The organism is Micromonospora sp. NBC_00617 (assembly GCF_045161355.1).
Lineage (GTDB): Bacteria > Actinomycetota > Actinomycetes > Mycobacteriales > Micromonosporaceae > Micromonospora.
On record NZ_CP107751.1, the window covers coordinates 5,415,300 to 5,437,166 of the forward strand.

Sequence of the window (21,867 nt, forward strand, 5' to 3'; positions counted from 1 at the left end):
CCCGACTGGTCACCCGCGCGCGACACGCCGGGCGACTCGCCGCTGTTCTGGCTTTCGATGGCCGTACCTCCACGTGCCGGCCCATCGCTGGGCACCCCCGGTGGAACACTCTAGACCCGGTGGGGGCCGCCCCACCGGCGACATTCTCCTGCTCGCTGAGCCTAGGCCGCCGAAGGCACCGGCCGCAGCCCGGGACGTATGCGAGGGTGTTTCGCATTCACCGTCGGACAGTTAGCGTGCACACGTGGCCATCGAAAGCGACAAACTGCGCGACCGCCTGGACCGGGCGACCGCCCATCTCGACCCCCCGTACGCCGTGGTGGATCTCACCGCCTTCGACGCCAACTCGGCGACCCTGGCCGACCGCGCCGCCGGCAAACCGCTCCGGCTGGCCAGCAAGTCGGTGCGCAGCCGGGAGCTGATCGCCCGGGCGCTCGCCCGACCCGGCTGGCAGGGCGTGATGGCGTTCACCCTGCCCGAGGCGATCTGGCTGGTCCGCGCCGGCATGAGCGACGACGTGCTGGTCGCGTACCCGAGCGCCGACCGGGCGGCCCTCGCCGAACTGGCCGCCGACCCGACGCTCGCCGCCGCGATCACCCTGATGATCGACGGCACCGGGCAACTGGACTTCATCGACGCCGTCCGAGCGCCCGGGCAGCGCGCCGAGCTGCGGCTCTGCCTGGACCTGGACGCCTCCTGGCGACCACTGCGCGGGGTGCACGTCGGCGTCCGCCGCTCGCCGGTGCACAGCGCCCGGGCGGCCGGCGCGCTCGCCGCCGCCGTCGCCGGCCGCACCGGCTTCCGGCTGGTCGGGCTCATGTCGTACGAGGCGCAGATCGCCGGCCTGGGCGACGCGCCGCCGGGCCGGACGCTGCTGGCCGGCGCGATCCGGCTGGCCCAGCGCGGGTCGTACCGCGAGTTGCTGGCCCGCCGGGGCGCGGCGGTGGCGGCGGTACGCGAGCATGCCGACCTGGCGTTCGTCAACGGCGGCGGCACCGGCAGCGTGGCCGCGACCAGCGCCGATCCCGCGGTCACCGAGGTCACCGCGGGATCGGGCCTGTACGGGCCGACGCTGTTCGACGCGTACCGCGCGTGGCGGCCCACCCCGGCGGCGTTCTTCGCCTGCGCGGTGGTCCGCCGGCCGACGCCGGAGCTGGCGACGGTGCTCGGCGGCGGTTGGATCGCCTCCGGCCAGGCCGCCGACAGCCGGCTCCCTCGGCCGTGGCTGCCGGCCGGCCTGAAGCTCGTCGCCACGGAGGGCGCCGGTGAGGTGCAGACCCCGCTCTCCGGCGCGGCGGCGGCCACCCTGCGGGTCGGCGACCGGGTGTGGTTCCGGCACGCCAAGGCCGGTGAGCTGTGCGAACGGGTCAACGAGCTGCACCTCGTCGAGGGGGACGCGGTCGTGGCGACCGTGCCCACCTACCGGGGCGAGGGCCACGCGTTCCTCTGACGGGCCGCCCCGCGCGCCGACTCAGGCGTGCTGGACGGCCTCGGCCTGCTGCTCGGCGGGGCGGCCGCTGTCGCGCCCGTCGACCTGACGATGCAGGTATTCCCGGATCAGCGCCTTCGCCTCGAGCAGCACCCGCTCGTCGCCGTCGGACTTCCGCCGGAACGCGAGCTTGATCAACGCGTCGGCGGCCTCCACCGCGATCTCCAGGACGAAGCGCAGCTTCGGCACGTCGGTGAGCCCGAAGCGCTCGGTGAGCACGCGCGCCAACTGGTCGGCGATCACGCCGTTGTTGTCCCGCTGCTCATCGAGCAGGTGCAGGTCGACCACGTCGCCGAAGTGCAGAGTACGGAAGCCGGGGACGGTGCGGTGCATCGTGATGTACTCGTCGATGCCCGCGTCGACGCCGTCCCACCAGTGGGTCATCTCGTCGGAGGCGAAGCGCTCGTCGAGCCGCTGCAGGTAGGACTCCATCGTGCGCAGGGTCAACGCCTGCACGATCGCCCGCTTGTCCGGGAAGAACTGATAGACCGACCCGATCGCCACTTCGGCCCGCTCGGCGAGCAGGGTCGTCGTCAGACCCTCGTACCCCACCTCGTCGACGAGTTCGGCGCAGGCATCCAACATGCGCTGTACCCGCGCGACACTTCGACCCTGCACCGGTACGCGGCGCAGCGGCCCGGTCGTGGCGGCTGGTGTGGACACTCGGCGCCACCCCCCTTCGACGGATGAACATATCTCCACGTCACGAGTCCGTGACTACCGGTACAACGAGCGGATCGCAATTGCGGTATTTACCAGGTACAACGTTCCTGATATGAAGTCAGTTTCATATTCATGAACGAGGAGCGCGCATGGTCGGCACCGCACCGCTCACCGCCCGCTGGTCCAACTGGGCCGGCAACCAGCGTGGCTCCGCCACCGCCATCCTCCGCCCCGGCTCGGTGGCCGACGTCACCGAGGCCGTCCGCGCCGCCGCCGACGACGGCCGCCGGATCCGGGTGACCGGCAGCGGCCACTCCTTCACCGCCATCGCGCTCGCCGACGACCGGCGGATGGAGCTGTCCGAGTTGGACACCGGCGTCAGCGTCGACGTCGCGCGCCGACTCGTCACCGTACCGGCGGGAATGACTCTGCACACGCTCAACGGACTGCTCGCCCGGCACGGCCTCGCACTGCCCAACCTCGGTGACATCGACGCGCAGACCGTCGCCGGCGCGATCTCCACCGGCACCCACGGCACCGGCGCCGGCTACGGCTGCCTGTCCACCTTCGTCGAGGCCCTCACCCTGGTCACCGGCAGCGGAGAGGTGCTGCGCTGCTCCGCCGACGAGCACCCGGACGTCTTCGCGGCCGCCCGGGTGTCGCTCGGCGCGCTCGGAGTGCTGGTCGAGGTGACCCTGCGCTGCGTCGACGCCTTCGTCCTGCACGCCCACGAACGGCCCGCCGCGCTGGCCGACGTGCTCGCCGACCTGCCCACGCTGATCGGCGGCCACGACCACGCCGAGTTCTACTGGTTCCCCTACACCCCGCGCGTCCAGGTCAAGACCAACGACCGGGTACCCGCCAACGACCGGCCACTGCCCCGCTGGCGCGGCTGGCTGGACGACGACTTCCTCGCCAACACGGTCTTCGCCGGCGCCTGCCGGATCGGCCGAACCGTGCCGGCGCTGGCACCCGGCATCAGCGCCGTCTCCGCCCGCGCGCTCACCGAACGGCAGTACACCGGGCGCTCCGACCGGGTGTTCTGCACCCCGCGCCGGGTCCGGTTCGTCGAGATGGAGTACGGCCTGCCCCGCGAGGCGCTACCCGAGGCGCTCGCCGCGCTCCAGCGGATCGTCGACGGGCTGCCGTTCAAGGTGCTCTTCCCGGTCGAGGTGCGGTTCACCGCCGCCGACGACATCTGGCTGTCGCACGGCTACGGCCGGGACTCCGCGTACATCGCTGTGCACCAGTACGTCGGCATGCCGCACGAGCCGTACTTCCGGGCCTTCGAGGAGGTGGCCGCCGGGCTGGGTGGCCGCCCGCACTGGGGCAAGCTGCACTACCGTGACGCCGCCAGCCTGGCCCCCGCCTACCCGAGGTTCGCCGACTTCCTGGCCGTACGCGACCGCCTGGACCCCGACCACCGGTTCGCCAACGCCCACCTCGACCGCGTCCTCGGCGGCGGTGCTCAGCCCCCCGACGCCACCACCTGGTCCGCGCCGGCACCGAGGGCCCGGACGTAGCCGAGCACCCGCTGGTACGCCGCCCGGTAGTCGCCCCGCAGACCTGGCGGGGTGCCCGGGTCGGCAAGCGCTGCGGTCAGGTCAACCAGCCGGAGGGCCGGTGCCAGGTCGGTCCAGGTCGGCAGTGCCTCCATCCGGGTCACCGTCCAGCGCCCCGGGGCTGTCTCGGTGAAGGTCGCCCGGGCCATCACACGCCCGGCGGCGTCGAGTGCGCGGATCGTCCGGGCCACCCCGTCGGCGCCCTGGTCGAGGGTGTGGTTGGAGGCCGTCGAGCAGCCGTCGAATCCGGTGGTACGCAGCCCGTCGAGCACCTGCGGGGGCGCGTTGAACGACGGATAGCCGGCGAACGGGCCGGCGGGATCGGCCAGTGGCGTCTCGAGGTGGCACAGCGCCAGGTCGGCGCCGCGGACCGCCGGGGCGACCCCGGCGAACATCGGGGCGAAGTCCATGCCCCCGGCACGGGCACCGTCCCGGCGTGCCTGGTCGGTCACCGCTGGATGGATCAGAACGTCACCCGCGGCGACGAGTCGCACGGTCCGCCGGTTGGCGGGATCCCGGGTCGGCCCGGTGGACGACCCCGAGGCGGAGGTCTGCGGGGGAGCGTGCGAGGTGGTGGCGCCGGCCGGCGAGGGGCTGTCCGCGTCCATCGTCCGGATGCCGACGGCGGCCACGGCGAGCAGCAGCGCACCTGCGGCAGCGCCGACGAGCACGCGGCGGCGCGGGACAGGGGCTGCGAACATCCCCTCACGTTAGGCAGTCCACGCCGGAGCCCCGCCATAGAATCGGACATTTAGCCCATTAGGGGCGGCGCGCCGGCTGTTACTCCTCGACCGGCTTGGCGGCGGCCTTCTTCGGGGCCGCCTTCTTCGCCGGGGTCGCCTTCCTGGCCGCCGTCGCCTTGGCGGTGGTGGTCTTCTTCGCGGCGGTGGACTTGCTGGCGGCGGCCGTCTTCTTGGTGGCCGTGGCCTTCTTCGCGGGCGCCTTCTTCGCCGCCGCCTTCTTGCGCGGCGCCGGGCCCTTGGCACGCTTGTCGGCCAGCATCTCCGAGGCTTCCTCGATGCTCAACGCCTCCGGGGTCTGCCCACGCCGCAGCGACGCGTTGACCTCCCCGTCGGTGACGTACGGACCGAAGCGGCCGTCCTTGATCACCAGTGGCTTCTCGGTCAGCGGGTCGACGCCCATCTCCCGCAGTGGCGGCGCGGCGGCCCGCCGGCCCCGGGTCTTCGGGGCGGCCAGCAGGGCCAACGCCTCGTCCAGGCTGACCGTGAACATCTGCTCTTCGGACTCCAGCGAGCGGAACTCCTCGCCCCGCTTCACGTACGGGCCGTAGCGACCGTTGTTGGCGAACACCTCGACGCCGTCGGGCGCGACGCCCACCAGCCGGGGCAGGCTGAGCAGCCGCAGCGCCTCCTCCAGCGACAGCGAGTCCGGTGTCTGCGAGCGCAGCAGCGACGACTTCCGCTCGCCACTGGACACGTACGGGCCGAATCGGCCGGACTTCAGCACGATCGGCTCGCCGGTGGCGGGGTCGTCGCCGAGCTTGCGCTCGCCGCTGCCGCCAAGGAACAGCTCGTGCACCTTCTCCGGGGTCAGCTCGTCCGGGGCCAGGCCCTCCGGGATCGGCGCCCGGTCGCCCTGGGCGCTGCCCTCCTCGCCCTCGCCGGAGGCGGCCGGTGTCGGCTGCTCGCCGCCGGGCAGCTCCCGCTGCAGGTACGGCCCGTACCGGCCGACCCGCACGACGACCTCGCGGCCGTCGTCGTCGGTGAAGAGCGGGATGGAGTTGACGCTGCGGGCGTCGATGTCGCTGAGGTTCTCGGTGACCAGCTTCTTGAGCCCGCCGGAACGAGCGATGCCCTGGTCACCGGCACCGTTGGAGCTGCCGAAGTAGAACGCGGTGAGGAAGTCGACCGCGGCGTGGTCACCGCCGGCAATCTCGTCCAGCTCGTTCTCCATGGTGGCCGTGAAGTCGTAGTCGATCAGGCGGGGATAGTGCCGTTCCATCAGCCCGATCACCGCGAAGGCCAGGAACGTCGGGATCATCGCCTGGCCGCGCTTGGTGACGTACCCCCGGTCCTGGATCGTCTGCATGATCGACGCGTAGGTCGACGGGCGGCCGATGCCCAGCTCTTCCAGGGCCTTGACCAGCGACGCCTCGGTGTAGCGCGACGGCGGCTGGGTGTGGTGGCCCTGCGCGGCCAACTCGTCGGCGGTCAGCGGCTGGTCCTTGACCAGGGTGGGCAGCCGGCGCTCGGCGTCCTCGGCCTCGGCGTTCTCGTCGTCGCTGGACTCGACGTACGCGCGCAGGAAGCCCGGGTCGGTGATGGTCTTGCCGGTCGCGCCGAAGTCGGCCTCCTCCTGCGAGGTGGAGACCGCCCGGATGCGCACCGACACGCTGGAACCGACCGCGTCGGTCATCTGCGAGGCGATGGTCCGCCGCCAGATCAGCTCGTAGAGCTTGAACTCCTCGGCGGACAACTCCTTGGCCACCTCGCCCGGGGTGCGGAAGTTGTCCCCCGCCGGGCGGATCGCCTCGTGCGCCTCCTGCGCGTTCTTCACCTTGCCCGTGTAGCGGCGCGGCTCCGGCGGAACGCTGCGCTCGCCGTACAGCTCGACGATCTGCCGGCGGGCCGCCGAGATGGCGGTCTCCGACAGGTTCACCGAATCGGTACGCATATAGGTGATGTAGCCGTTCTCGTAGAGCCGCTGCGCGGTACGCATCGTCTGCTGCGAGGACAGGCGCAGCTTGCGGGCCGCCTCCTGCTGGAGCGTGGAGGTGATGAACGGCGCGTACGGGCGACGGCGGTAGGGCTTCTCCTCGACGCGGGTGACGGTGAACGGCCGGCCCGCAAGGCGGGCCGCGAGCCCCCGGGCACCGCCCTCGTCCAGGTGGACGACGCCAGCGCCGGCCCGGACCCGACCCGTGGTCGGCTCGAAGTCCTTACCGGTGGCGATCCGGTCGCCGTTCAACGCGATCAGGGTGGCGTTGAAGGCCCGGGGCCCCTCACCGGCGTTCGCCACGGCGAGGGTGGCCAGGATGTCCCAGTACTCGGCGGTGCGGAAGGCCATCCGCTGCCGCTCCCGCTCGACCACGATCCGGGTCGCCACGGACTGCACCCGGCCGGCCGAGAGCTTCGGCATGACCTTCTTCCACAGCACCGGGGAGACCTCGTAGCCGTAGAGACGGTCGAGGATCCGCCGGGCCTCCTGGGCATCGACCAGGTCGCGGTCGATCTCCCGGGGGTTGGCCACCGCCGCCTGGATCGCCGGCTTGGTGATCTCGTGGAAGACCATCCGCTTGACCGGCACCTTGGGCTTGAGCGTCTCCACCAGGTGCCAGGCGATCGCCTCGCCCTCGCGGTCCTCATCCGTGGCCAGGAAGATCTCGTCGACCTCCTTGGCGAGCTTCACCAGCTTGCTGATCTGCTGGCGGCGGTCGGCGGAGACGACGTAGAGCGCGTGGAAGCCGTTGTCCACGTCCACCCCGAGGCGGGCCCAGGACTCGCCCTTGTACTTGGCCGGCACGTCGGCGGCGTTGCGCGGCAGGTCGCGGACGTGACCGAAGCTGGCCTCCACGACGTACCCCGGGCCGAGGTAGCCCGAGATCGTCTTGGCCTTCGCCGGTGACTCGACGATGACCAGACGGGTGGTTCCAGCTTTGCTCGGCACGTCTCTGTCGACCTCACTCCTGCTCATGGCCTTCCGGCGCCCGGACAGCGACCGCTCTCGACCCCGCCGTGGCACCGGCGGTCCGGATGTCCAACGTAACGCGCCGTCCGCGTTTCGGGTTTCGCGGGCGGCAATCCGCTGCGGCGCGGCGCTCCCCGCCCCGCCGTGCTCGGCACTGCCGGACGGCGCCACCGTACACCGTGAGTAGGGCTCGAAGCGGGTCACTGTGACGATGGCGGGCCCTCGGTCCAGGCCCGACCCGGCTGTTTTCCTCTGGATCAACCCGCCGGTTGTCCGGCACCGGACAGCCGGCCACCCTCCCGGCTTGGGCGAATTGACGGGTTCAGCCCCGGCTGGGCCAGGCGTCCGTTGGCGCCGCCGGTGGCGGTCCGCCGACCAGCTCGGCGAGCCGCGCCAACCGCCGCCGGCCGGTGATCCGGTACGCCGGGCCGCCCTCGCCCGGCCCGAGCAACGTGCCGGCGAGGCCGGCGGCGGCGAGGGCCGCGCCGATCGCGTCCCACGACTCCTGATCGCCCTCGCCGAGCCGCAGCAGGAAGCCGCCGGGCGGCTCCGGCGTCCCGGCGGCGGCGAGCCAGAGCCGCAGCCGTCGGCCGGTCAGGTGGAAGACCTCCGGCGGGCGCTTCGCCGGGCCGTGCAGCCACGCGACCGCGAGCGGCTTCAACAGCCGGGTGTACGACGTCCGAACGGTGTGTCGCCCGTCCTCGGTCGGCTCCCAGCTCGCGGCCAGCCCGCGCAGCGCCAGTTCGGCGACGAGCACGTGCACCCGCCAGGCGGCGTCCACCCGCACCGCGAGCCGGGCCGTGCCGCCCATCCGGACCACCTCGCCCGGCCCGGCCAGCAACCCGGCCAGATCGGCGACCGCCGGTTCGGCGGCATCCGCGCCGAAGAAGACCAGTTGCCGCCCCGCGTCGTCGGCGTGCGGCGGCCCCGGGCGACTCGACTCCGATCGGGCCGGGCCGCCGCGTCGCCGGCTGGCACCCGACGTCGCCGCGCCGGCGTCCGCCGGATCGGGCTCGGGTGCGGGGAACAGCGCCGGCAGCGGCTGCGCCGCCGGAGCGTCACCGAGCCCGTTCAGCGACACTCCGGCACCTCGTCGAATGCCTGTTTCAACTCCTCGGAGTTGAGCTGGCTGGTGTCCAGAGCGCTGGCGTCGTACTCCTTGTTCAGCGTCTCGACGGCGGCCCGCACGCCGTCGTAGAAGGCGGCCGGCTCGCCGGTGCCCAACCCCTCGATGGTGTCCTGGGCCCGGCCGTAGGCATCCCGCATCTTGCTCAGCGAGCTGCGGAACCCGGCGGAAATGACCTCGCCGTTGTCGGTATCCGGGACGCCGGCCTGCTCGACCTTGCGGCGCGCGGTCTCACTGGCCTGCTCCGCACCACCGAAGAGCCGCACCAGGTTCTCCTTGGCCTGCGCCGGAGTGGTCTGCGCCGTCATCTGCTGATCGGTGCTGCTGGTCAACTTGCTGATCTCGGAGCGCCACGGCGTGAGCGCGCCGCAGACCGACGCCGCCCAGGCCCGCGGGCTGGGCCCACCACCGCAGCCGGAGAGGACGACGACGAGCGTGGCCAGGACCACCGTGAGCTTTCCGGCGGCAGACGCCCGGCACGTACGCATGCGTTGCAGCGTACGGCCTTCGGCCAGGCGTGGCACCGGTCCGGATGGCCGGGGTCCCCGCCCGACGGGTACGTCGAACGGGGACCCCGGTGCCGGTGTCGCTCAGGCGTTGACCGTCTCCGGCCGGTGGTCGGCGCTGCCCGCGCCGGTGTTGCCACCGGCGTCGGAGTCGTCCATCGCGATGCCCTTGCGCTTGCTGAAGACCACCGACGCCACGATGATCAGCGTCGCGACCAGCGCGATGCCCACCCGCAGACCGACGTTGCGGTCATCACCGACGCTGTACGCCACCACGGCGGGCGCGATCAGCAGCGAGACCAGGTTCATCACCTTGATCAGCGGGTTGATCGCCGGGCCGGCGGTGTCCTTGAACGGGTCACCGACGGTGTCGCCGATGACCGTGGCGGCGTGCGCCTCGGAACCCTTGCCGCCGTACGCGCCGTCCTCGACCAGCTTCTTGGCGTTGTCCCACGCGCCACCGGAGTTGGCCAGGAAGACCGCCATCAGGGTGCCGGCCCCGATCGCACCGGCGAGGTACGCCGCCAGCGCGCCGGGCCCGAGGCCGAAGCCGACCGCGATCGGCGCCAGGATGGCGAGCAGGCCGGGGGTCATCAGCTCGCGCTGCGCGTCCCGGGTGCAGATGTCGACGACCTTGCCGTACTCCGGGCGCTGGGTGCGGTCCATGATGCCGGGCAGCTCACGGAACTGCCGGCGCACCTCCATCACCACGGCGCCGGCCGAGCGGGACACCGCGTTGATGGCCAGCCCGGAGAAGAGGAAGACGACCGCCGCACCGATGATCAGGCCGACCAGGTTGCGCGGGTTGGCCACGTTCAGCGAGTTGAGGATCTCCGCCTCGACGTTCCCCACCTTCGCGTCCCCGTACGCAGCCTTCAGCGTGTCCGTGTACGAGCCGAACAGCGCGGTCGCCGCCAGCACCGCCGTGGCGATCGCGATGCCCTTGGTGATCGCCTTGGTGGTGTTGCCGACCGCGTCCAGCTCGGTGAGCGTCCGGGCGCCGTGTTCGTCGATGTCACCGGACATCTCGGCGATGCCCTGGGCGTTGTCGGAGATCGGCCCGAAGGTGTCCATGGCGACGATGACGCCGACGGTGGTGAGCAGGCCGGTGCCGGCCAGCGCCACCGCGAACAGCGACAGCGTGATGGAGCTGCCACCGAGCAGGAACGCCCCGAAGACGCCGGCGCCGATCAGCAGCGCCGAGTAGACGGCCGACTCCAGCCCGATGCTGATGCCGGCCAGGATGACGGTGGCGGCACCGGTCTGCGAGCTCTTGCCGATGTCCTGCACGGGCCGGCGGTTGGTCTCGGTGAAGTACCCGGTCAGCGCCTGGATCGCGGCGGCCAGCACGATGCCGATCACGACCGCGCCGATGGCCACCAGTCGCGGGTTGCCGTCGATCGGGGTGCCGTCAGCGTTGCGGAGCCCACCCTCCAGGCCACCGAAGGTCGCCGGCAGGTACGCGTACGCGGCGATCGCCACCAGCATCGCGGAGATCACGGCGGAGATGTAGAAGGCCCGGTTGATCGCGGTGAGGCCGCTGCGGTCGGAGGCGCGCAGCCGGGTGATGAAGACGCCGACGATGGCGACCAGCACGCCGATGGTGGAGATGATCAGCGGGAAGACCAGACCGTCCTCGCCGAAGGCAGCGCGGCCGAGGATCAGCGCGGCGACCAGCGTCACCGCGTACGACTCGAAGAGGTCGGCGGCCATGCCCGCGCAGTCACCGACGTTGTCGCCCACGTTGTCGGCGATGGTGGCGGCGTTGCGCGGATCGTCCTCGGGGATGCCCTGCTCGACCTTGCCGACCAGGTCGGCGCCGACGTCGGCGGCCTTGGTGAAGATGCCGCCACCGACCCGCATGAACATCGCCAGCAGCGCGGCGCCGAAGCCGAAGCCCTCCAGCACCGTGGGCGCGTCACCCCGGTAGACCAGGACGACGAGCGCGGCGCCGAAGAGGCCGAGGCCGACGGTGAGGAAGCCGACCACGCCGCCGGTTCGGAAGGCGATCTTCATGGCCGCCTCGCGGCCGCCCTGTCGCTCCCGGGCGGCGGCGGCCACACGCAGGTTGGCGCGGGTCGCCAACCACATGCCGGCGCCGCCGATGGACGCGCTGAACACGGCGCCCACGATGAAGAAGAGCGAGCGGCCGAGCTTCACGGCCATCTCGCTGCCGTCGGTGTCGCGCACCGGCAGCAGGAAGAGCAGCACCACAGCGACGACGACGAAGATCGCCAAGGTGCGGAACTGGCGGAGCAGGTAGGCCGAGGCGCCCTCCTGGACCGCCCCCGAGATCTCCTGCATGTTCGTGGTGCCCTTGCCGGCTGCCAGCACCGTCTTCGTCAGCGCGGCGGCGAAGACGAGCGCCACCAACGCGATGACCGCGGCGATGACGACGTATGTGACATTGCTTCCGGTAAGGGAAAGCCCGCCGCCATCGGCGGCCAAGGTCTCGGACATCTGTGTCCTCCTGTTACCGAACACTCGCGTCGACGGGTGGAGACGCACCGGTCGACGCCTGGATGCGGACTCGCAAGCGCGCGCCAACCCACCCCAGCGGACCAGCGATGACCACCCATACCCGCTGGCTGCGGGTTGGATCACTTGCTGACAACCCGGGTACTGTAGCCGTCGGCAGTGTTCGAGGTCACACCGAGGTGGCACCGTGTCTCGATGATCTTCGTCGCTGTGTTATGAAACGAAATCTGATATAGGGCCCGATCCATGAAGAGAAGGCCGCACCCCAGCGGGGATGCGGCCTTCGTCAGCAGTTCTCGGCGTTCTTCGGCGTTCTTCGGCAGTGCTCGGCGTTCTTCGGCAGTTTCTCGGGTCAGCGGCCGACCGGCCACACCATCCGCACCTCGGTGCCGACGCCCTCGTCGACCGGGCGCACCTGCAGGTCCTCGACGAAGCCCGCCAGCAGGGCGAAACCGACGCCCGTGGTCAGCGCCTCGTCGGTCAGGGACTCGTTGGCCAACTCGTCCGGCGGCAACGCCGCCAACCCGATGCCGGCCTCGATCGGCGCACGGTCCACCACCCGCACCGCGTACGTGCCGCCGTCGGACATCTCCACCAGCACCGGATCGGCCAGGCCGTACTGCCGGTGCAGGGCGACCGCCCGGGTGCACGCCTCACCGATGGCCAGGCGCACCTCGTCCAGCAGATCCTCGCGGACACCGGCACGCCGGGCGACGGCGACGCCGACCAGTCGGGCGGTACGCACGTGCACCGGCGCCGGAGAGAAGGAGAGCCGGACCGTCGCCATCACGCGTTGGCGCCGGTCGGGCCCGCACCGACCGCCGCCTCGACCGTGGGGTGCAGCGGGAACACCTGGTCCAGCGCCGTGATCCGGAAGATCTTGAGCAGCGGCTCCTTGTCACAGACCAGGGCGAATGAGCCGCCGGCCGTACGCAGCCGCTTGTGCGCGCCCACCAGCACGCCCAGACCGGTGGAGTCGAGGAAGTCCACCCGCCCGAGGTCCACGACCACGTGCCGGGCGCCACCGTCGATCAGCTCGAGGAGTCGTTCACGGAGCCGGGGCGCGGTGTAGACGTCCACCTCACCGCCGACCTCGAGCACCGTGTGCTCGCCCACGGTGCGCGTCGCCAGCGACAGCTCCATCGGTCCTCCTCGCCAGAGCCGTAAACTCTCCTGGGCATCTAACCACTACCGCCGGGACACCCTGCGGTCACCGGCGGAGGCTTCCCCTTACCCCCGGCCCCGGCTTTTCATCTCCGAACACCAGTGCGAGAGTGCAGGACGTGACCTCCAACGACTTCCTCTCGGCGCGTCCTACGCCGCGCCGTGACCTGGAGTCGTCCGCCGCGCCCACCGTATCCGCAGGTCACGACGCCGGGCCAGCGCCGGTCGACCTGCTGCGCCGGCTGCGCGCCCGGGGCGCCGGCGACCCGGTCACCCACGTCGAGCGGGTGCCGGCCCGGGTCGGGGTGCCCGCCCCCTGGCCGGCGTGGGCGCCGCCGGAGCTGCGGGCGGCGTTCGCCCGCCGCGGCGTGGTCGCGCCCTGGCAGCACCAGGCCGAGGCGGCCACCCTGGCGTACGACGGCGGCCACGTGATCGTCGCCACCGGCACCGCCTCCGGCAAGTCCCTGGCGTACCAGCTCCCGGCGCTGGCCACGCTGCTCGCCGACCCCCGGGCCACCGTGCTCTACCTGGCGCCGACCAAGGCCCTCGCCGCCGACCAGCTGCGGGCCGTCGCCGGCCTGGAACTGGAGGGGGTACGCCCCGCCTGCTACGACGGGGACACGCCGCGTGCCGAACGGGAGTGGATCCGCCGGCACTCCCGCTTCGTGCTGACCAATCCCGACATGCTGCACCACGGCATCCTGCCCGGCCACGCCCAGTGGTCCGGTTTCCTGCGCCGCCTCGCGTACGTGGTGATCGACGAGTGCCACACCTACCGGGGTGTGTTCGGCTCGCACGTGGCGCACGTGCTGCGTCGACTGCGCCGGCAGTGCGCCCGCTTCGGTGCCACCCCGGTGTTCGTGCTCGCCTCGGCGACGTCCGGCGACCCGGCGACCGCCGCCGGCCGGCTGACCGGCCTGCCGGTGACGGCGGTCACCGAGGACGCCTCACCGCGCGGCGGGGTGACGTTCGCGCTCTGGGAGCCGCCGCTGCTCCCACCCGACTCGGCCACCCCTGCGGTGCCCGCGCAGGCCGCCGGCGACCACGACGCCACCACTGACCTCGTCCAGGTCCGCCGGTCGGCGCTGCGCGAGACCGCGGACCTGCTCGCCGACACGGTCGCCGAGGGCGTACGTACGCTCGCGTTCGTCCGGTCCCGCAAGGGCGCCGAGGTGGTGGCGGCCAACGCGCGCCGGGCGCTGGACGACGCGGTCCCGGGGCTCGGTGACCGGGTCGCCGCCTACCGGGGCGGCTACCTGCGCGAGGAGCGACGCGAGCTGGAACGTGCCCTGCTGCACGGTGACCTGCTCGGTCTGGCCTCCACCAATGCGCTGGAGCTGGGCGTGGACCTGGTCGGTCTGGACGCCGTGCTGATCTGCGGCTATCCGGGCACCCGGGCGTCACTGTGGCAGCAGGCGGGCCGTGCCGGGCGATCCGGGCAGGAGGCCCTCGCCGTGCTGGTGGCGCGGGACGACCCGCTGGACACCTACCTGGTGCACCACCCGGAGGCGATCTTTGGTGCGCCGGTCGAGGCGACGGTGCTCGACCCGGCCAACCCGTACGTGCTGGCGCCGCAATTGGCCTGCGCGGCCGTCGAGGCGCCGCTCACCCCGGCCGACCTGGCGCTCTTCGGCGACGGGGCGAAGGAGGCCATCGACCAGTTGGTCGAGGCCGGTGCGCTGCGGCAGCGGCCGACCGGCTGGTACTGGCGGCATCGCGAGCGCCCCGAGGTGGACCTGCGCGGCGAGGGCGGCGCCCCGGTGTGCGTGGTGGAGTCCGCCACCGGCCGGCTGCTCGGCACGGTCGACGGAGGCTCGTCGCACTTCCTGCTCCACCCCGGCGCGGTCTACCTGCACCAGGGCATCTCGTACGTGGTCGACGACCTCGACCTGGCCGACGGCTGCGCGCTGGTGCACGTCGAGGAGCCGGACTGGTCCACCCACGCCCGGGACGTCACGGACCTGTCCGTGGTGTCGGTGCGCTCCTACGTGGACGCCGGACCGGTCGGAATGTTCCTCGGCGAGGTGGACGTGACCAGCCAGGTCGTGTCGTACCAGCGGCGCCGGATCGCCACCGGCGAGGTGATCGACACCCGACCGCTGGACCTGCCCACCCGGGAGCTGCGCACGGTGGCGGTTTGGTTCACGCTGTCACCACGGTCGCTGGCCTCCGCAGGGGTCCAGCAGGCCGACGTGCCGGGTGCGCTGCACGCCGCCGAACACGCCGCGATCGGCCTGCTTCCGCTGATGGCGACGTGCGACCGGTGGGACATCGGCGGGCTCTCCACCGCCCTGCACCCGGACACCGAGGCGCCGACGGTCTTCGTCTACGACGGGCACCCGGGCGGCGCTGGCTTCGCCGAGCGGGCGTACGGGACGGCCTCGGCCTGGCTGCGCGCCACGCGGGACGCCATCGCGGAGTGCGGCTGCGAGACCGGCTGCCCGTCCTGCGTGCAGTCGCCGAAATGCGGCAACGGCAACAACCCGCTCTCCAAGCCGGACGCGATCCGGGTGCTCGACGTGGTGCTGGAGAATCTGCCCGCCTGAGGCATCTTGCATGAATCCCGACGGCACTGGGCACAATGGCATGGGAGCGCTTCCATCGATGCTTGTGTTCCAGTTAGCCCCCGCGCCCGAGGAGAAGCCGTGGCCGACACGATCGCTGAGACCGTCGACCTGCTCTACACCATCGACCAGGACCATCTCACCCTCGACCAGCAGATCGCACTCGGGGCGGCGCTGGCCGCCCTGGCTCAGGCGGAACGACTGGAGCAGATCAATGAACGGCTGCGCAGCATCCACCAGGTGCTCAACACCTGGTCGTTGCGCGTGACCGTGGACGGCCACTGACCGTCGCGGGACCGGTCCCGCGGGGCGGACCGGTGGGGGTGGGAGCGCCAGGGCCACGGGCCGACGGTGGTTGCCTGGCTGTGCGAGACTCCGGCGCAGCATCCCCCTGAGGAGAACACATGCAGCTCGACAACTTGCAGACCCTGCAGCAGTTCCACATCCGCCAGCGGCTGCGGATGATGGTCAACCAGTACGAGGTCCGGGCGGTCGCGCCGGACGGCACCGAGGGTGAGCTGCTGGCGTTCGCGCAGCAGAAGCGGCTCGCCTTCAAGGAGCAGGTGACGATCTACAGCGACGACTCCAAGCAGCAGCCCCTGCTCGGCTTCAAGGCCCGCCAGCGCATCGACCTCGGCGCGACGTACGACGTCACCGACGCGGCCGGCAACGCGATCGGCCTGTTCCGCAAGGACTTCGCCCAGTCGCTGCTCCGCTCCACCTGGCACGTCGAGCAGGCCGGCCTGCCGCAGGTGACGGGTCAGGAGCGCAGCCTGCCGGTGGCACTGCTGCGCCGGTTCGTCGACTCGCTGTCCTGGCTGCCGTACCACTTCGACTTCACCGCCGGTGGCCAGCCGATCTTCTCCGTGGTGAAGAAGTGGGGCCTGCGCGACAAGTACGTCGTCGAGGTGCAGAACCCGCAGATCGACCGTCGTCTCGTCATCGCGATGGCCGTCGCCCTCGACGCGCTCCAGTCCCGCTGACGCACCCCGGCTCGCACCCAGCGACCGACCCTCTCGGCCGCTGGCCGGGACAGGACCCGCAACCCTGTCCCGGCCAGCCGGCTGAGTCGGCGCGGGCCCGCCCGGACCATCGACTCAGCCGCGCACCGGGCCGGCGCGGGCCGTCGACGCGGCGACCCGGGTCAGGCCCGGAAGCGGTGTGAACGCCACCTCGACGGTCACCAGCACGTCCAGCCCGTCGAGCAGACAGTCGATCAGCCGGCCAGCATTGCGGTGGGCGATGTCCGCGGCGGACGCGCACGCGACCGCGTCGCCGTCAAACGCCCGGGCAGCGCCGGCCAGCGCACCGAGATCAGCGGCCACCGCCGCCCGCTGAGCCGCCATCCCCGCTGCGGTGACGGCGGCGCCGAACGTCCCGACCAGCACGAAGACCAGTCCCAACGCGAGCAGCAGCAGGGTGGCACCACCTCGCTCCGCGTCCGGTCGGCCGCCGTCGTGTCGCTCGACGTCCGGGCCGTGCCCACGCGACCGATCCTCGGGATGCCGCATCACCAACTCCCCTCGCCGGCACCGGGTTCCACGGCTGCGACCGCGGTGGCGACAACGGTGATCTTCGGTAGCCGGCCCCCGAGCGCGCGGACGGGCGCGCGGACCGTCGCCTGCACCCGGTCACCGTCGACCGACACCGACACCTCTGCCCCCGGTGGCGCCGCGCGCTCTCCATCTGCGCTGTTGGCTCCCCGGGCGGCGGCCAACGCCACCTCCCGGGCGGTGTGCAGGCAACTCGCCTGGGTGCTGACGGCGTTGACTGCGGTCAGGCCGGCGAGCAGCAGCAGGAGTAGCGCCGGCAGGCCGGCCGCCAGCTCGGCGGTGAAGGATCCCCGGTCGCCGCCGACGAGGTGGGCCCACCAGCTGTCGTCGTACGCTCGCCCGGGGGTACCCGGTTTCCGACCATGGCCGACCTGCCGGCGCCCGATCACTTGAGGGCCCGGTCGATGACCGCGGTCAGCGCCGACTGGACATTGCCGGAGGTCAGCACCTTCAACAGAATCCCGGCGAAGGCCACCGCGGCGAGCGTGCCCACGGCGTACTCGGCGGTGTTCATCCCGTCGTCGCCGCGGAGTCGGGCGATGAGTTTGCGCATGCGTCTTTCCTTTCTCGATGGGTCAGAGCACGTCGCCGAGGACGGCGACGATCACCGGCACCAGGCCGGCGAGAATGAACGCGGGCAGGAAGCACAGCCCCAGCGGCAGCACGATGAGTACGCCAGCCCGGCGGGCCGACGCCTCGGCAGCGGTGGCCCGGTCGGCCCGCAGGTCGTCAGCGAGACGGGTCAGCGCACCGGCCAGCGCGGCGCCGCTGTTGGCCGAGCGGAATGCCGCCGCGGCCATCCGCTCGGCTCCCGGCACCCCGTCCAACGCCGACCACGCCTCGGCCGGGCCACCGCCAAGAAGAAGGGTGCGGCCGACCCGGGCGAGTCGGCTGGCGAGCGGGCCGTCCAGCGCCTCGGCCACGGCCAGCACCGAGCGGTCCATCGGCGCACCCGCCCGCATCGCCGCCGCCAGCAGGTCAGCGGCGAGCGGCAGGTCGGCGGCCTCCCGGAGTCGCCGGTCGCGCGCGGCCGGGGACTCGATCCGCCGCAGCAGCACGTCCAGTAGGACTGCGATCGGAACCGCACCGAGCAGGCCGAACCAACCCCCGACGACCACCGCCACGGCGAGCCCGGTCATCCCTGCCGCGAGCCGGATCGCGTCCGGTCGCCGCCGACTCTCCACACCGCCGCCACCCGAGCCGGCCCGGTCGGGCGAGCCGTGCCGACCGACCGGGCCGCCCAGGCGAACCGGGCCGCCATGGCCCACCACGCCGCCATGGCCTACCGCGCCGCCATGGCCTACCGCGCTGTCGTGAACGACCGGCCGAGCTTGGCGAGCCAGGCCGCGCTGGCGCAGTCGAAGCGACACCACGAGAAGGGCGGCGACCACCAGGCCGCCGGCCACGAGCAGCGCCGGGGACATCAGGCGCCCCACCCCGACGCCGCGCCCAACCGCTCGGCCCAGAGCAGGCCGACAATCTGTAGGGCAACCGCGATGACCGCGCAGGCCCCTCCGACCGTGCTGTGCAGGAGCACCGCCAAGGGGTCGACTCCGATCCCGTAGCCGAGCCCGATCCCGCCGACCGGCAGGGCCGCCAGCAACCAGGCCGTGGCGCGGGCACCTGCCGCCTGTGCCGCAGCGGCGGCCAGGCCCCGGTCTGTCGCCCGGGCGTCCGCCTCGATCCGCTCGACCAACTCGGCCAGTGGTGCGCCGGTCCGGTCCGCCAGCCGCACGGCGGCCGAGGTCAGCTCGCGCAGCCGGTCGGCTCGGCCCGACCCCTCGACGGCGGCGATCTCCAGTGTTGGCGGGACGGGCAGGCCCGCCCGGAGGTCGGCAGCCAGACCGCAGAGCAGGTCCAGGCCGCGACGCCGAACCAGGTCGGCGTGCCGGCTCGCCCTCCAGCGGAGCAGGGCGCGCACGGCCAGCGTGCCGTAGCCGGCCACCCCGACCGCGGCCACCGGCCCGGCGGATACGGCACCGACCCCTGCCCCCACCAGGCCAACCAGCAGCAGCACACGCCTCGGCGACCGACGCACGCGTAGCGAAAGGGCCTCGCCGACCGTCCGGTCCGCCGGGCCAACGATGCGGTGGTCCGCCGGGCCAACGGTGCGGTGGTCCGCCGGGCCAACGAGGCGGTGGTCCGGCGGGCCAACGGTGCGGTGGTTCGCCGGGTCGGTTCGGCTGTGGCCCGGATGCTCGACGGCCTCGAGGGTCTCGGTCTCCGGCCGGGCAGTGGCAGCCGGGCGGCGAGGATCCCGACGGATCGGCGGACGTGCCGGGCCTGCCGGTCGCGTGGATCCCCCCGGGCCTGCGGTTGCCCTCGGGCGGCCCGGGCTGTCGTCGAGGTCCCGAGTGGACCAGGCGACAACCGTCCGCCCGCTGCCGGACGCCCACGCTCCCGGCGGGTACGAGAGGGCACCCGGGTGGACCGAGGCCGGCGCGCCGCCGAACTCATCGGTCGGCCCGCCCCGCCCACGAGCGAGGCTCCTGATCCATTCCACCAGAGCGTCGTCCGGATCAGCGCCGGTGGTGCCACGGCCCGGCGCCAGCACTCGGCGGCGGCGTGCCCGGACGCTCTGCACAGGCCAGGCAACCAGGACCGCGGCGGCCAGCAGGAGCGCCACCACCAGCGCCGTCCCGCCGGTCATGCCGGGCCCGCCGATCCAGGCCACGGCTCGCTGAGGATCGGGGGAACCGCCACGCCCCGATCTCGCAGCAGCGTGCCGAAGGTACGCGCGGCCAGCCCCAACCCACGTCCACGTATCCAGGCGGGCACCACCGTGGCCAGTCGTTCGGGTCCCTCGGGGAGCAGCAGGCAGATCGACTCGAGGACACGACCCCGGTCCCCTCGGCGTACCTGAAGCAGCACCTGGAGCGCCGCGACCACCTGGGCATGCAGCGCGGCGCGGGGCAGCCCGCCCAGCATGCCGAGCGCCTCCAGCCGGGCCGGCACGTCGGACGGGGTGTTGGCGTGCAGTGTGCCGGCGCCGCCGTCGTGGCCGGTGTTCAGCGCGGCCAGCAGGTCGACCACCTCCGCGCCTCGGCACTCCCCGACCACCAGCCGGTCCGGGCGCATCCGCAACGCCTGCCGGACCAGGTCGCCGAGGCTGACGACGCCCGTCCCCTCGACGTTGGCGGTACGGGCCTGGAGCCCGACCACGTGCGGGTGCCCCGGTTGCAACTCGGCCGCGTCCTCCACCAGGACGATCCGCTCGGTGGCGGGCACCAACCCGAGCAACGTGTTGAGCAGGGTGGTCTTGCCCGAGCCGGTGCCGCCGGTGACCAGGTACGCCAGCCGGGCCGCGACGACGGCGGCGAGCAGTGGCGCCACCGGTCGCGGCACCGTCCCCTGGCGCACCAGCTCGTCGAGGGTGAAGGGGCGGTGCCGGAACGTCCGCAGGGACAGGTAGGGCCCCTCGGTCGCCACCGGCGGCAGCACGGCGTGCAGGCGGGTGCCGTCGGGAAGCCGGGCGTCGGCGTACGGGGAGCCGTCATCGAGCCGCCGCCCGGCGCTGGCGATCAGTCGCTGCGCCAGCCGGCGGACGTCCTCGACCGAGCCCACCGGGACCGCGACCTGATGCAGCCCCGCGCCCCGGTCGACCCAGACGCGGACACCGTTGACCAGGACGTCGGTCACCTCCGGATCGGCCAGCAGCGGCGCCAGCGGCCCGGCGCCGACGAGGTCGTCGTGCACCCGGTCGGCGATCCGCAGTACGGCGGTGTCGCCCAACACCGCCGCAGTGGGCTCGGCGCGTACGGCGGAGACGATCGCCGCCGGGGTGACCGGGTCGGTGGCGGCGGCGATCCGCTGCCGCACCCGGGCCGCGAAGGTGCCGTCCTCCGGCCGGGCGCTCATGCCGCACCGGTCGCCGGGACGCCGGTGAGGTCCGCGACGATCCGTCGGCAGAGAGTGGCGAGCGGGCCCTTGCCGGCCGCCGCCGGCGCCTCGCCGCGTTCGAGACCCCGGCAGAGCCCGGGTTCGGGACGTAGCGTGCCCGCGAGAGGAAGCCCGAGTGCCCGTGCCACCTCGGTGGCGCGCAGGCGGCCCGGGGCGGGCCCACGCACCACCACCGAGAGCGCGGCGCAGTGTGGTGCGGCCGAGGCCACCACCCGGGCGGCGGCCGCGGTGGCACGCAGCTCCGCCGGAACGACGACGAACGCCTGGTCGGCTGCCTGCAACGCGACCACAGCGGCGTCGTCCAACTGTCGGGGTAGGTCGATCACCACGAAGTCCCGGCCACGGTGCGCGGCGTCGACTGTCGCCGCCATCGCGGCGGCGGGCAGTGCCCGCATCTCGCCGCGATCCCAGGAGAGCACCACCAGGTCGCCCCGGCTGGGCAGCGCATCGACCAGAGCGGGCGCGTCCACCCGCCCGTCCGCGTCGGTGAGCGACGGCCAGCGCAGCCCTTCCAGCTGCTCCCAGCCCAGCACGAGGTCGAGGCCACCACCGAGCGGGTCGGCGTCGATGAGCAGGGTGCGCAGTCGGGCCCGCGCCGCGGTCACGGCGAGCCCGCCCGCGAGGACGCTCGCGCCGGCACCGCCCCGACCGCCGAACAGCGCGACGACCCGGGCACCCGGACCGTTCTGCTGGTCGGGACCCTGTTCGGCCAGGCGGTCCACCAGCCAGGGCTCGGCGGCGGGCAGTGCGGCCACGTGCTCGGCTCCGATCAGCTCGGCGATCTGCCAGCCGGGGTCGAGTTGACCGGCCCGGCCGACCAGCACCAGCCGGGGCCGCTTCGGCAGTCGGGCGCGCAGGCACGCCTGCGCCTGGTCGGCGCCGAGCAGCACCAGCGGCGCGGGACCCCAGCGAGTGCGGGCAGCGGCCGGGTCGGCGGCGAGCTCCACCTCGGTGCCGCCGGCCGCGGCGAGCCGGAGCAGGTCGTCGAGCAGGTCGCCGTCCCCCGTGACGACCAGCGGGAGCCGTCGGATTGGCGGAACGGAGGTACGGGGTGCCATCGCGGCCTCCAGCGGTCGGGATCGGATGCACCGCCGACCCTGCTCGCGATCGGCCCTGCACACTGCCCCCGACGCCTCGCCTGTGGACAACTCCGGGGCCTGTGGACAACGCCCGCCGAGACGGTCGATCTGCTATGCGCGCGGGTCGCCGCGCAG

The 21,867-nt window shown here is 73.0% G+C and carries 19 protein-coding genes and 1 pseudogene; 5 read left to right on the forward strand and 15 right to left on the reverse strand.

What is annotated here, in order from left to right; translation table 11 throughout:
• The first annotated feature begins 244 nt into the window (after positions 1–244).
• Positions 245–1,450 (forward strand): amino acid deaminase/aldolase, encoded by a 1,206-nt coding sequence (locus tag OG505_RS24910; protein ID WP_405428084.1) that lies wholly within the window; start codon positions 245–247, stop codon positions 1,448–1,450.
• Positions 1,451–1,471: 21 nt separating this feature from the next.
• Here OG505_RS24910 and OG505_RS24915 read toward each other — a convergent pair whose 3' ends face one another.
• The gene (locus tag OG505_RS24915; protein WP_405434681.1) at positions 1,472–2,074 is read right to left on the reverse strand and encodes a TetR family transcriptional regulator; all 603 of its coding nucleotides are present in this window, start codon (positions 2,072–2,074) and stop codon (positions 1,472–1,474) included.
• 227 nt (positions 2,075–2,301) lie between these two features.
• Between OG505_RS24915 and OG505_RS24920 the strand changes: the two are divergent.
• A pseudogene (locus OG505_RS24920) lies at positions 2,302–3,612 on the forward strand (D-arabinono-1,4-lactone oxidase); the annotation flags it as partial.
• 8 nt (positions 3,613–3,620) lie between these two features.
• Here OG505_RS24920 and OG505_RS24925 read toward each other — a convergent pair.
• The 7 genes from OG505_RS24925 to OG505_RS24955 all read right to left on the reverse strand — a co-directional run bounded on the left by OG505_RS24925 (position 3,621) and on the right by OG505_RS24955 (position 12,615).
• On the reverse strand, positions 3,621–4,415 hold the full coding sequence (locus OG505_RS24925) for a CapA family protein (protein WP_405428086.1): 795 nt from the start codon (positions 4,413–4,415) through the stop codon (positions 3,621–3,623).
• A 79-nt stretch (positions 4,416–4,494) separates the two neighbouring features.
• Positions 4,495–7,341: a type I DNA topoisomerase gene (gene topA, locus OG505_RS24930; RefSeq protein WP_405428088.1), complete on the reverse strand. Its 2,847-nt coding sequence runs from the start codon at positions 7,339–7,341 to the stop codon at positions 4,495–4,497.
• Between the two features lie 343 nt (positions 7,342–7,684).
• Positions 7,685–8,443, reverse strand: a complete 759-nt coding sequence (locus OG505_RS24935; RefSeq protein ID WP_405428090.1) for a hypothetical protein — start codon at positions 8,441–8,443, stop codon at positions 7,685–7,687.
• Entirely contained in the window at positions 8,434–8,976 is a 543-nt protein-coding gene (locus tag OG505_RS24940) for a hypothetical protein (protein ID WP_405428092.1), read from the reverse strand. Before OG505_RS24940 ends, OG505_RS24935 begins: the two co-directional genes overlap by 10 nt.
• Positions 8,977–9,078: 102 nt before the next feature.
• Complete coding sequence (locus tag OG505_RS24945; protein ID WP_405428094.1) at positions 9,079–11,454, reverse strand: sodium-translocating pyrophosphatase; 2,376 nt, start codon at positions 11,452–11,454, stop codon at positions 9,079–9,081.
• A 370-nt stretch (positions 11,455–11,824) separates the two neighbouring features.
• Positions 11,825–12,259 carry an ATP-binding protein gene (locus OG505_RS24950; protein WP_405428096.1) on the reverse strand — a complete coding sequence of 145 codons (435 nt, stop codon included), beginning with the start codon at positions 12,257–12,259 and terminating at the stop codon, positions 11,825–11,827.
• Positions 12,259–12,615, reverse strand: coding sequence for an STAS domain-containing protein (locus tag OG505_RS24955; RefSeq protein WP_007454668.1), 357 nt, complete (start codon positions 12,613–12,615; stop codon positions 12,259–12,261). The genes OG505_RS24950 and OG505_RS24955 overlap by 1 nt, the downstream gene beginning before the upstream one ends.
• 188 nt (positions 12,616–12,803) lie before the next feature.
• Here OG505_RS24955 and OG505_RS24960 point away from each other — a divergent pair, with 188 nt between their 5' ends.
• The 3 genes from OG505_RS24960 to OG505_RS24970 all read left to right on the forward strand — a co-directional run bounded on the left by OG505_RS24960 (position 12,804) and on the right by OG505_RS24970 (position 16,183).
• Entirely contained in the window at positions 12,804–15,182 is a 2,379-nt protein-coding gene (locus tag OG505_RS24960) for a DEAD/DEAH box helicase (protein ID WP_405434683.1), read from the forward strand.
• Between the two features lie 99 nt (positions 15,183–15,281).
• Positions 15,282–15,485, forward strand: a complete 204-nt coding sequence (locus tag OG505_RS24965) for a hypothetical protein (protein ID WP_405428098.1) — start codon at positions 15,282–15,284, stop codon at positions 15,483–15,485.
• A gap of 119 nt (positions 15,486–15,604) precedes the next feature.
• Positions 15,605–16,183, forward strand: a complete 579-nt coding sequence (locus tag OG505_RS24970) for a hypothetical protein (protein WP_405428099.1) — start codon at positions 15,605–15,607, stop codon at positions 16,181–16,183.
• 114 nt (positions 16,184–16,297) lie between these two features.
• Here OG505_RS24970 and OG505_RS24975 read toward each other — a convergent pair whose 3' ends face one another.
• The 7 genes from OG505_RS24975 to ssd form a co-directional block, all read right to left on the reverse strand.
• Positions 16,298–16,711, reverse strand: coding sequence for an Rv3654c family TadE-like protein (locus OG505_RS24975; protein WP_405428101.1), 414 nt, complete (start codon positions 16,709–16,711; stop codon positions 16,298–16,300).
• On the reverse strand, positions 16,711–17,025 hold the full coding sequence (locus tag OG505_RS24980) for a TadE family type IV pilus minor pilin (RefSeq protein ID WP_405434685.1): 315 nt from the start codon (positions 17,023–17,025) through the stop codon (positions 16,711–16,713). The genes OG505_RS24975 and OG505_RS24980 overlap by 1 nt, the downstream gene beginning before the upstream one ends.
• 113 nt (positions 17,026–17,138) lie before the next feature.
• The gene (locus OG505_RS24985; protein ID WP_234584142.1) at positions 17,139–17,306 is read right to left on the reverse strand and encodes a DUF4244 domain-containing protein; all 168 of its coding nucleotides are present in this window, start codon (positions 17,304–17,306) and stop codon (positions 17,139–17,141) included.
• A gap of 22 nt (positions 17,307–17,328) precedes the next feature.
• Positions 17,329–17,892: a type II secretion system F family protein gene (locus tag OG505_RS24990; protein ID WP_405434687.1), complete on the reverse strand. Its 564-nt coding sequence runs from the start codon at positions 17,890–17,892 to the stop codon at positions 17,329–17,331.
• Positions 17,893–18,176: 284 nt separating this feature from the next.
• A complete protein-coding gene (locus OG505_RS24995; protein WP_405428103.1) occupies positions 18,177–19,403 on the reverse strand; it encodes a type II secretion system F family protein in 1,227 nt (408 codons plus the stop codon).
• Complete coding sequence (locus OG505_RS25000) at positions 19,400–20,611, reverse strand: TadA family conjugal transfer-associated ATPase (protein WP_405428105.1); 1,212 nt, start codon at positions 20,609–20,611, stop codon at positions 19,400–19,402. The genes OG505_RS24995 and OG505_RS25000 overlap by 4 nt, the downstream gene beginning before the upstream one ends.
• The gene (gene ssd / locus OG505_RS25005) at positions 20,608–21,711 is read right to left on the reverse strand and encodes a septum site-determining protein Ssd (protein ID WP_405428107.1); all 1,104 of its coding nucleotides are present in this window, start codon (positions 21,709–21,711) and stop codon (positions 20,608–20,610) included. The genes OG505_RS25000 and ssd overlap by 4 nt, the downstream gene beginning before the upstream one ends.
• Positions 21,712–21,867: the final 156 nt, after the last annotated feature.

What these genes read in the sequence shown, in the direction of transcription:
- OG505_RS25000 (WP_405428105.1), bottom strand. Translation starts at nt 20,611, where the DNA reads ATGAGCGCCCGGCCGGAGGACGGCACCTTCGCGGCCCGGGTGCGGCAG.
- OG505_RS24915 (WP_405434681.1), bottom strand. Translation starts at nt 2,074, where the DNA reads ATGTTGGATGCCTGCGCCGAACTCGTCGACGAGGTGGGGTACGAGGGT.
- OG505_RS24985 (WP_234584142.1), bottom strand. Translation starts at nt 17,306, where the DNA reads ATGCGCAAACTCATCGCCCGACTCCGCGGCGACGACGGGATGAACACC.
- OG505_RS24955 (WP_007454668.1), bottom strand. Translation starts at nt 12,615, where the DNA reads ATGGAGCTGTCGCTGGCGACGCGCACCGTGGGCGAGCACACGGTGCTC.
- ssd (WP_405428107.1), bottom strand. Translation starts at nt 21,711, where the DNA reads ATGGCACCCCGTACCTCCGTTCCGCCAATCCGACGGCTCCCGCTGGTC.
- OG505_RS24970 (WP_405428099.1), top strand. Translation starts at nt 15,605, where the DNA reads ATGCAGCTCGACAACTTGCAGACCCTGCAGCAGTTCCACATCCGCCAG.
- OG505_RS24975 (WP_405428101.1), bottom strand. Translation starts at nt 16,711, where the DNA reads ATGCGGCATCCCGAGGATCGGTCGCGTGGGCACGGCCCGGACGTCGAG.
- OG505_RS24925 (WP_405428086.1), bottom strand. Translation starts at nt 4,415, where the DNA reads ATGTTCGCAGCCCCTGTCCCGCGCCGCCGCGTGCTCGTCGGCGCTGCC.
- OG505_RS24995 (WP_405428103.1), bottom strand. Translation starts at nt 19,403, where the DNA reads ATGACCGGCGGGACGGCGCTGGTGGTGGCGCTCCTGCTGGCCGCCGCG.
- OG505_RS24945 (WP_405428094.1), bottom strand. Translation starts at nt 11,454, where the DNA reads ATGTCCGAGACCTTGGCCGCCGATGGCGGCGGGCTTTCCCTTACCGGA.
- OG505_RS24940 (WP_405428092.1), bottom strand. Translation starts at nt 8,976, where the DNA reads ATGCGTACGTGCCGGGCGTCTGCCGCCGGAAAGCTCACGGTGGTCCTG.
- OG505_RS24950 (WP_405428096.1), bottom strand. Translation starts at nt 12,259, where the DNA reads ATGGCGACGGTCCGGCTCTCCTTCTCTCCGGCGCCGGTGCACGTGCGT.
- OG505_RS24990 (WP_405434687.1), bottom strand. Translation starts at nt 17,892, where the DNA reads ATGACCGGGCTCGCCGTGGCGGTGGTCGTCGGGGGTTGGTTCGGCCTG.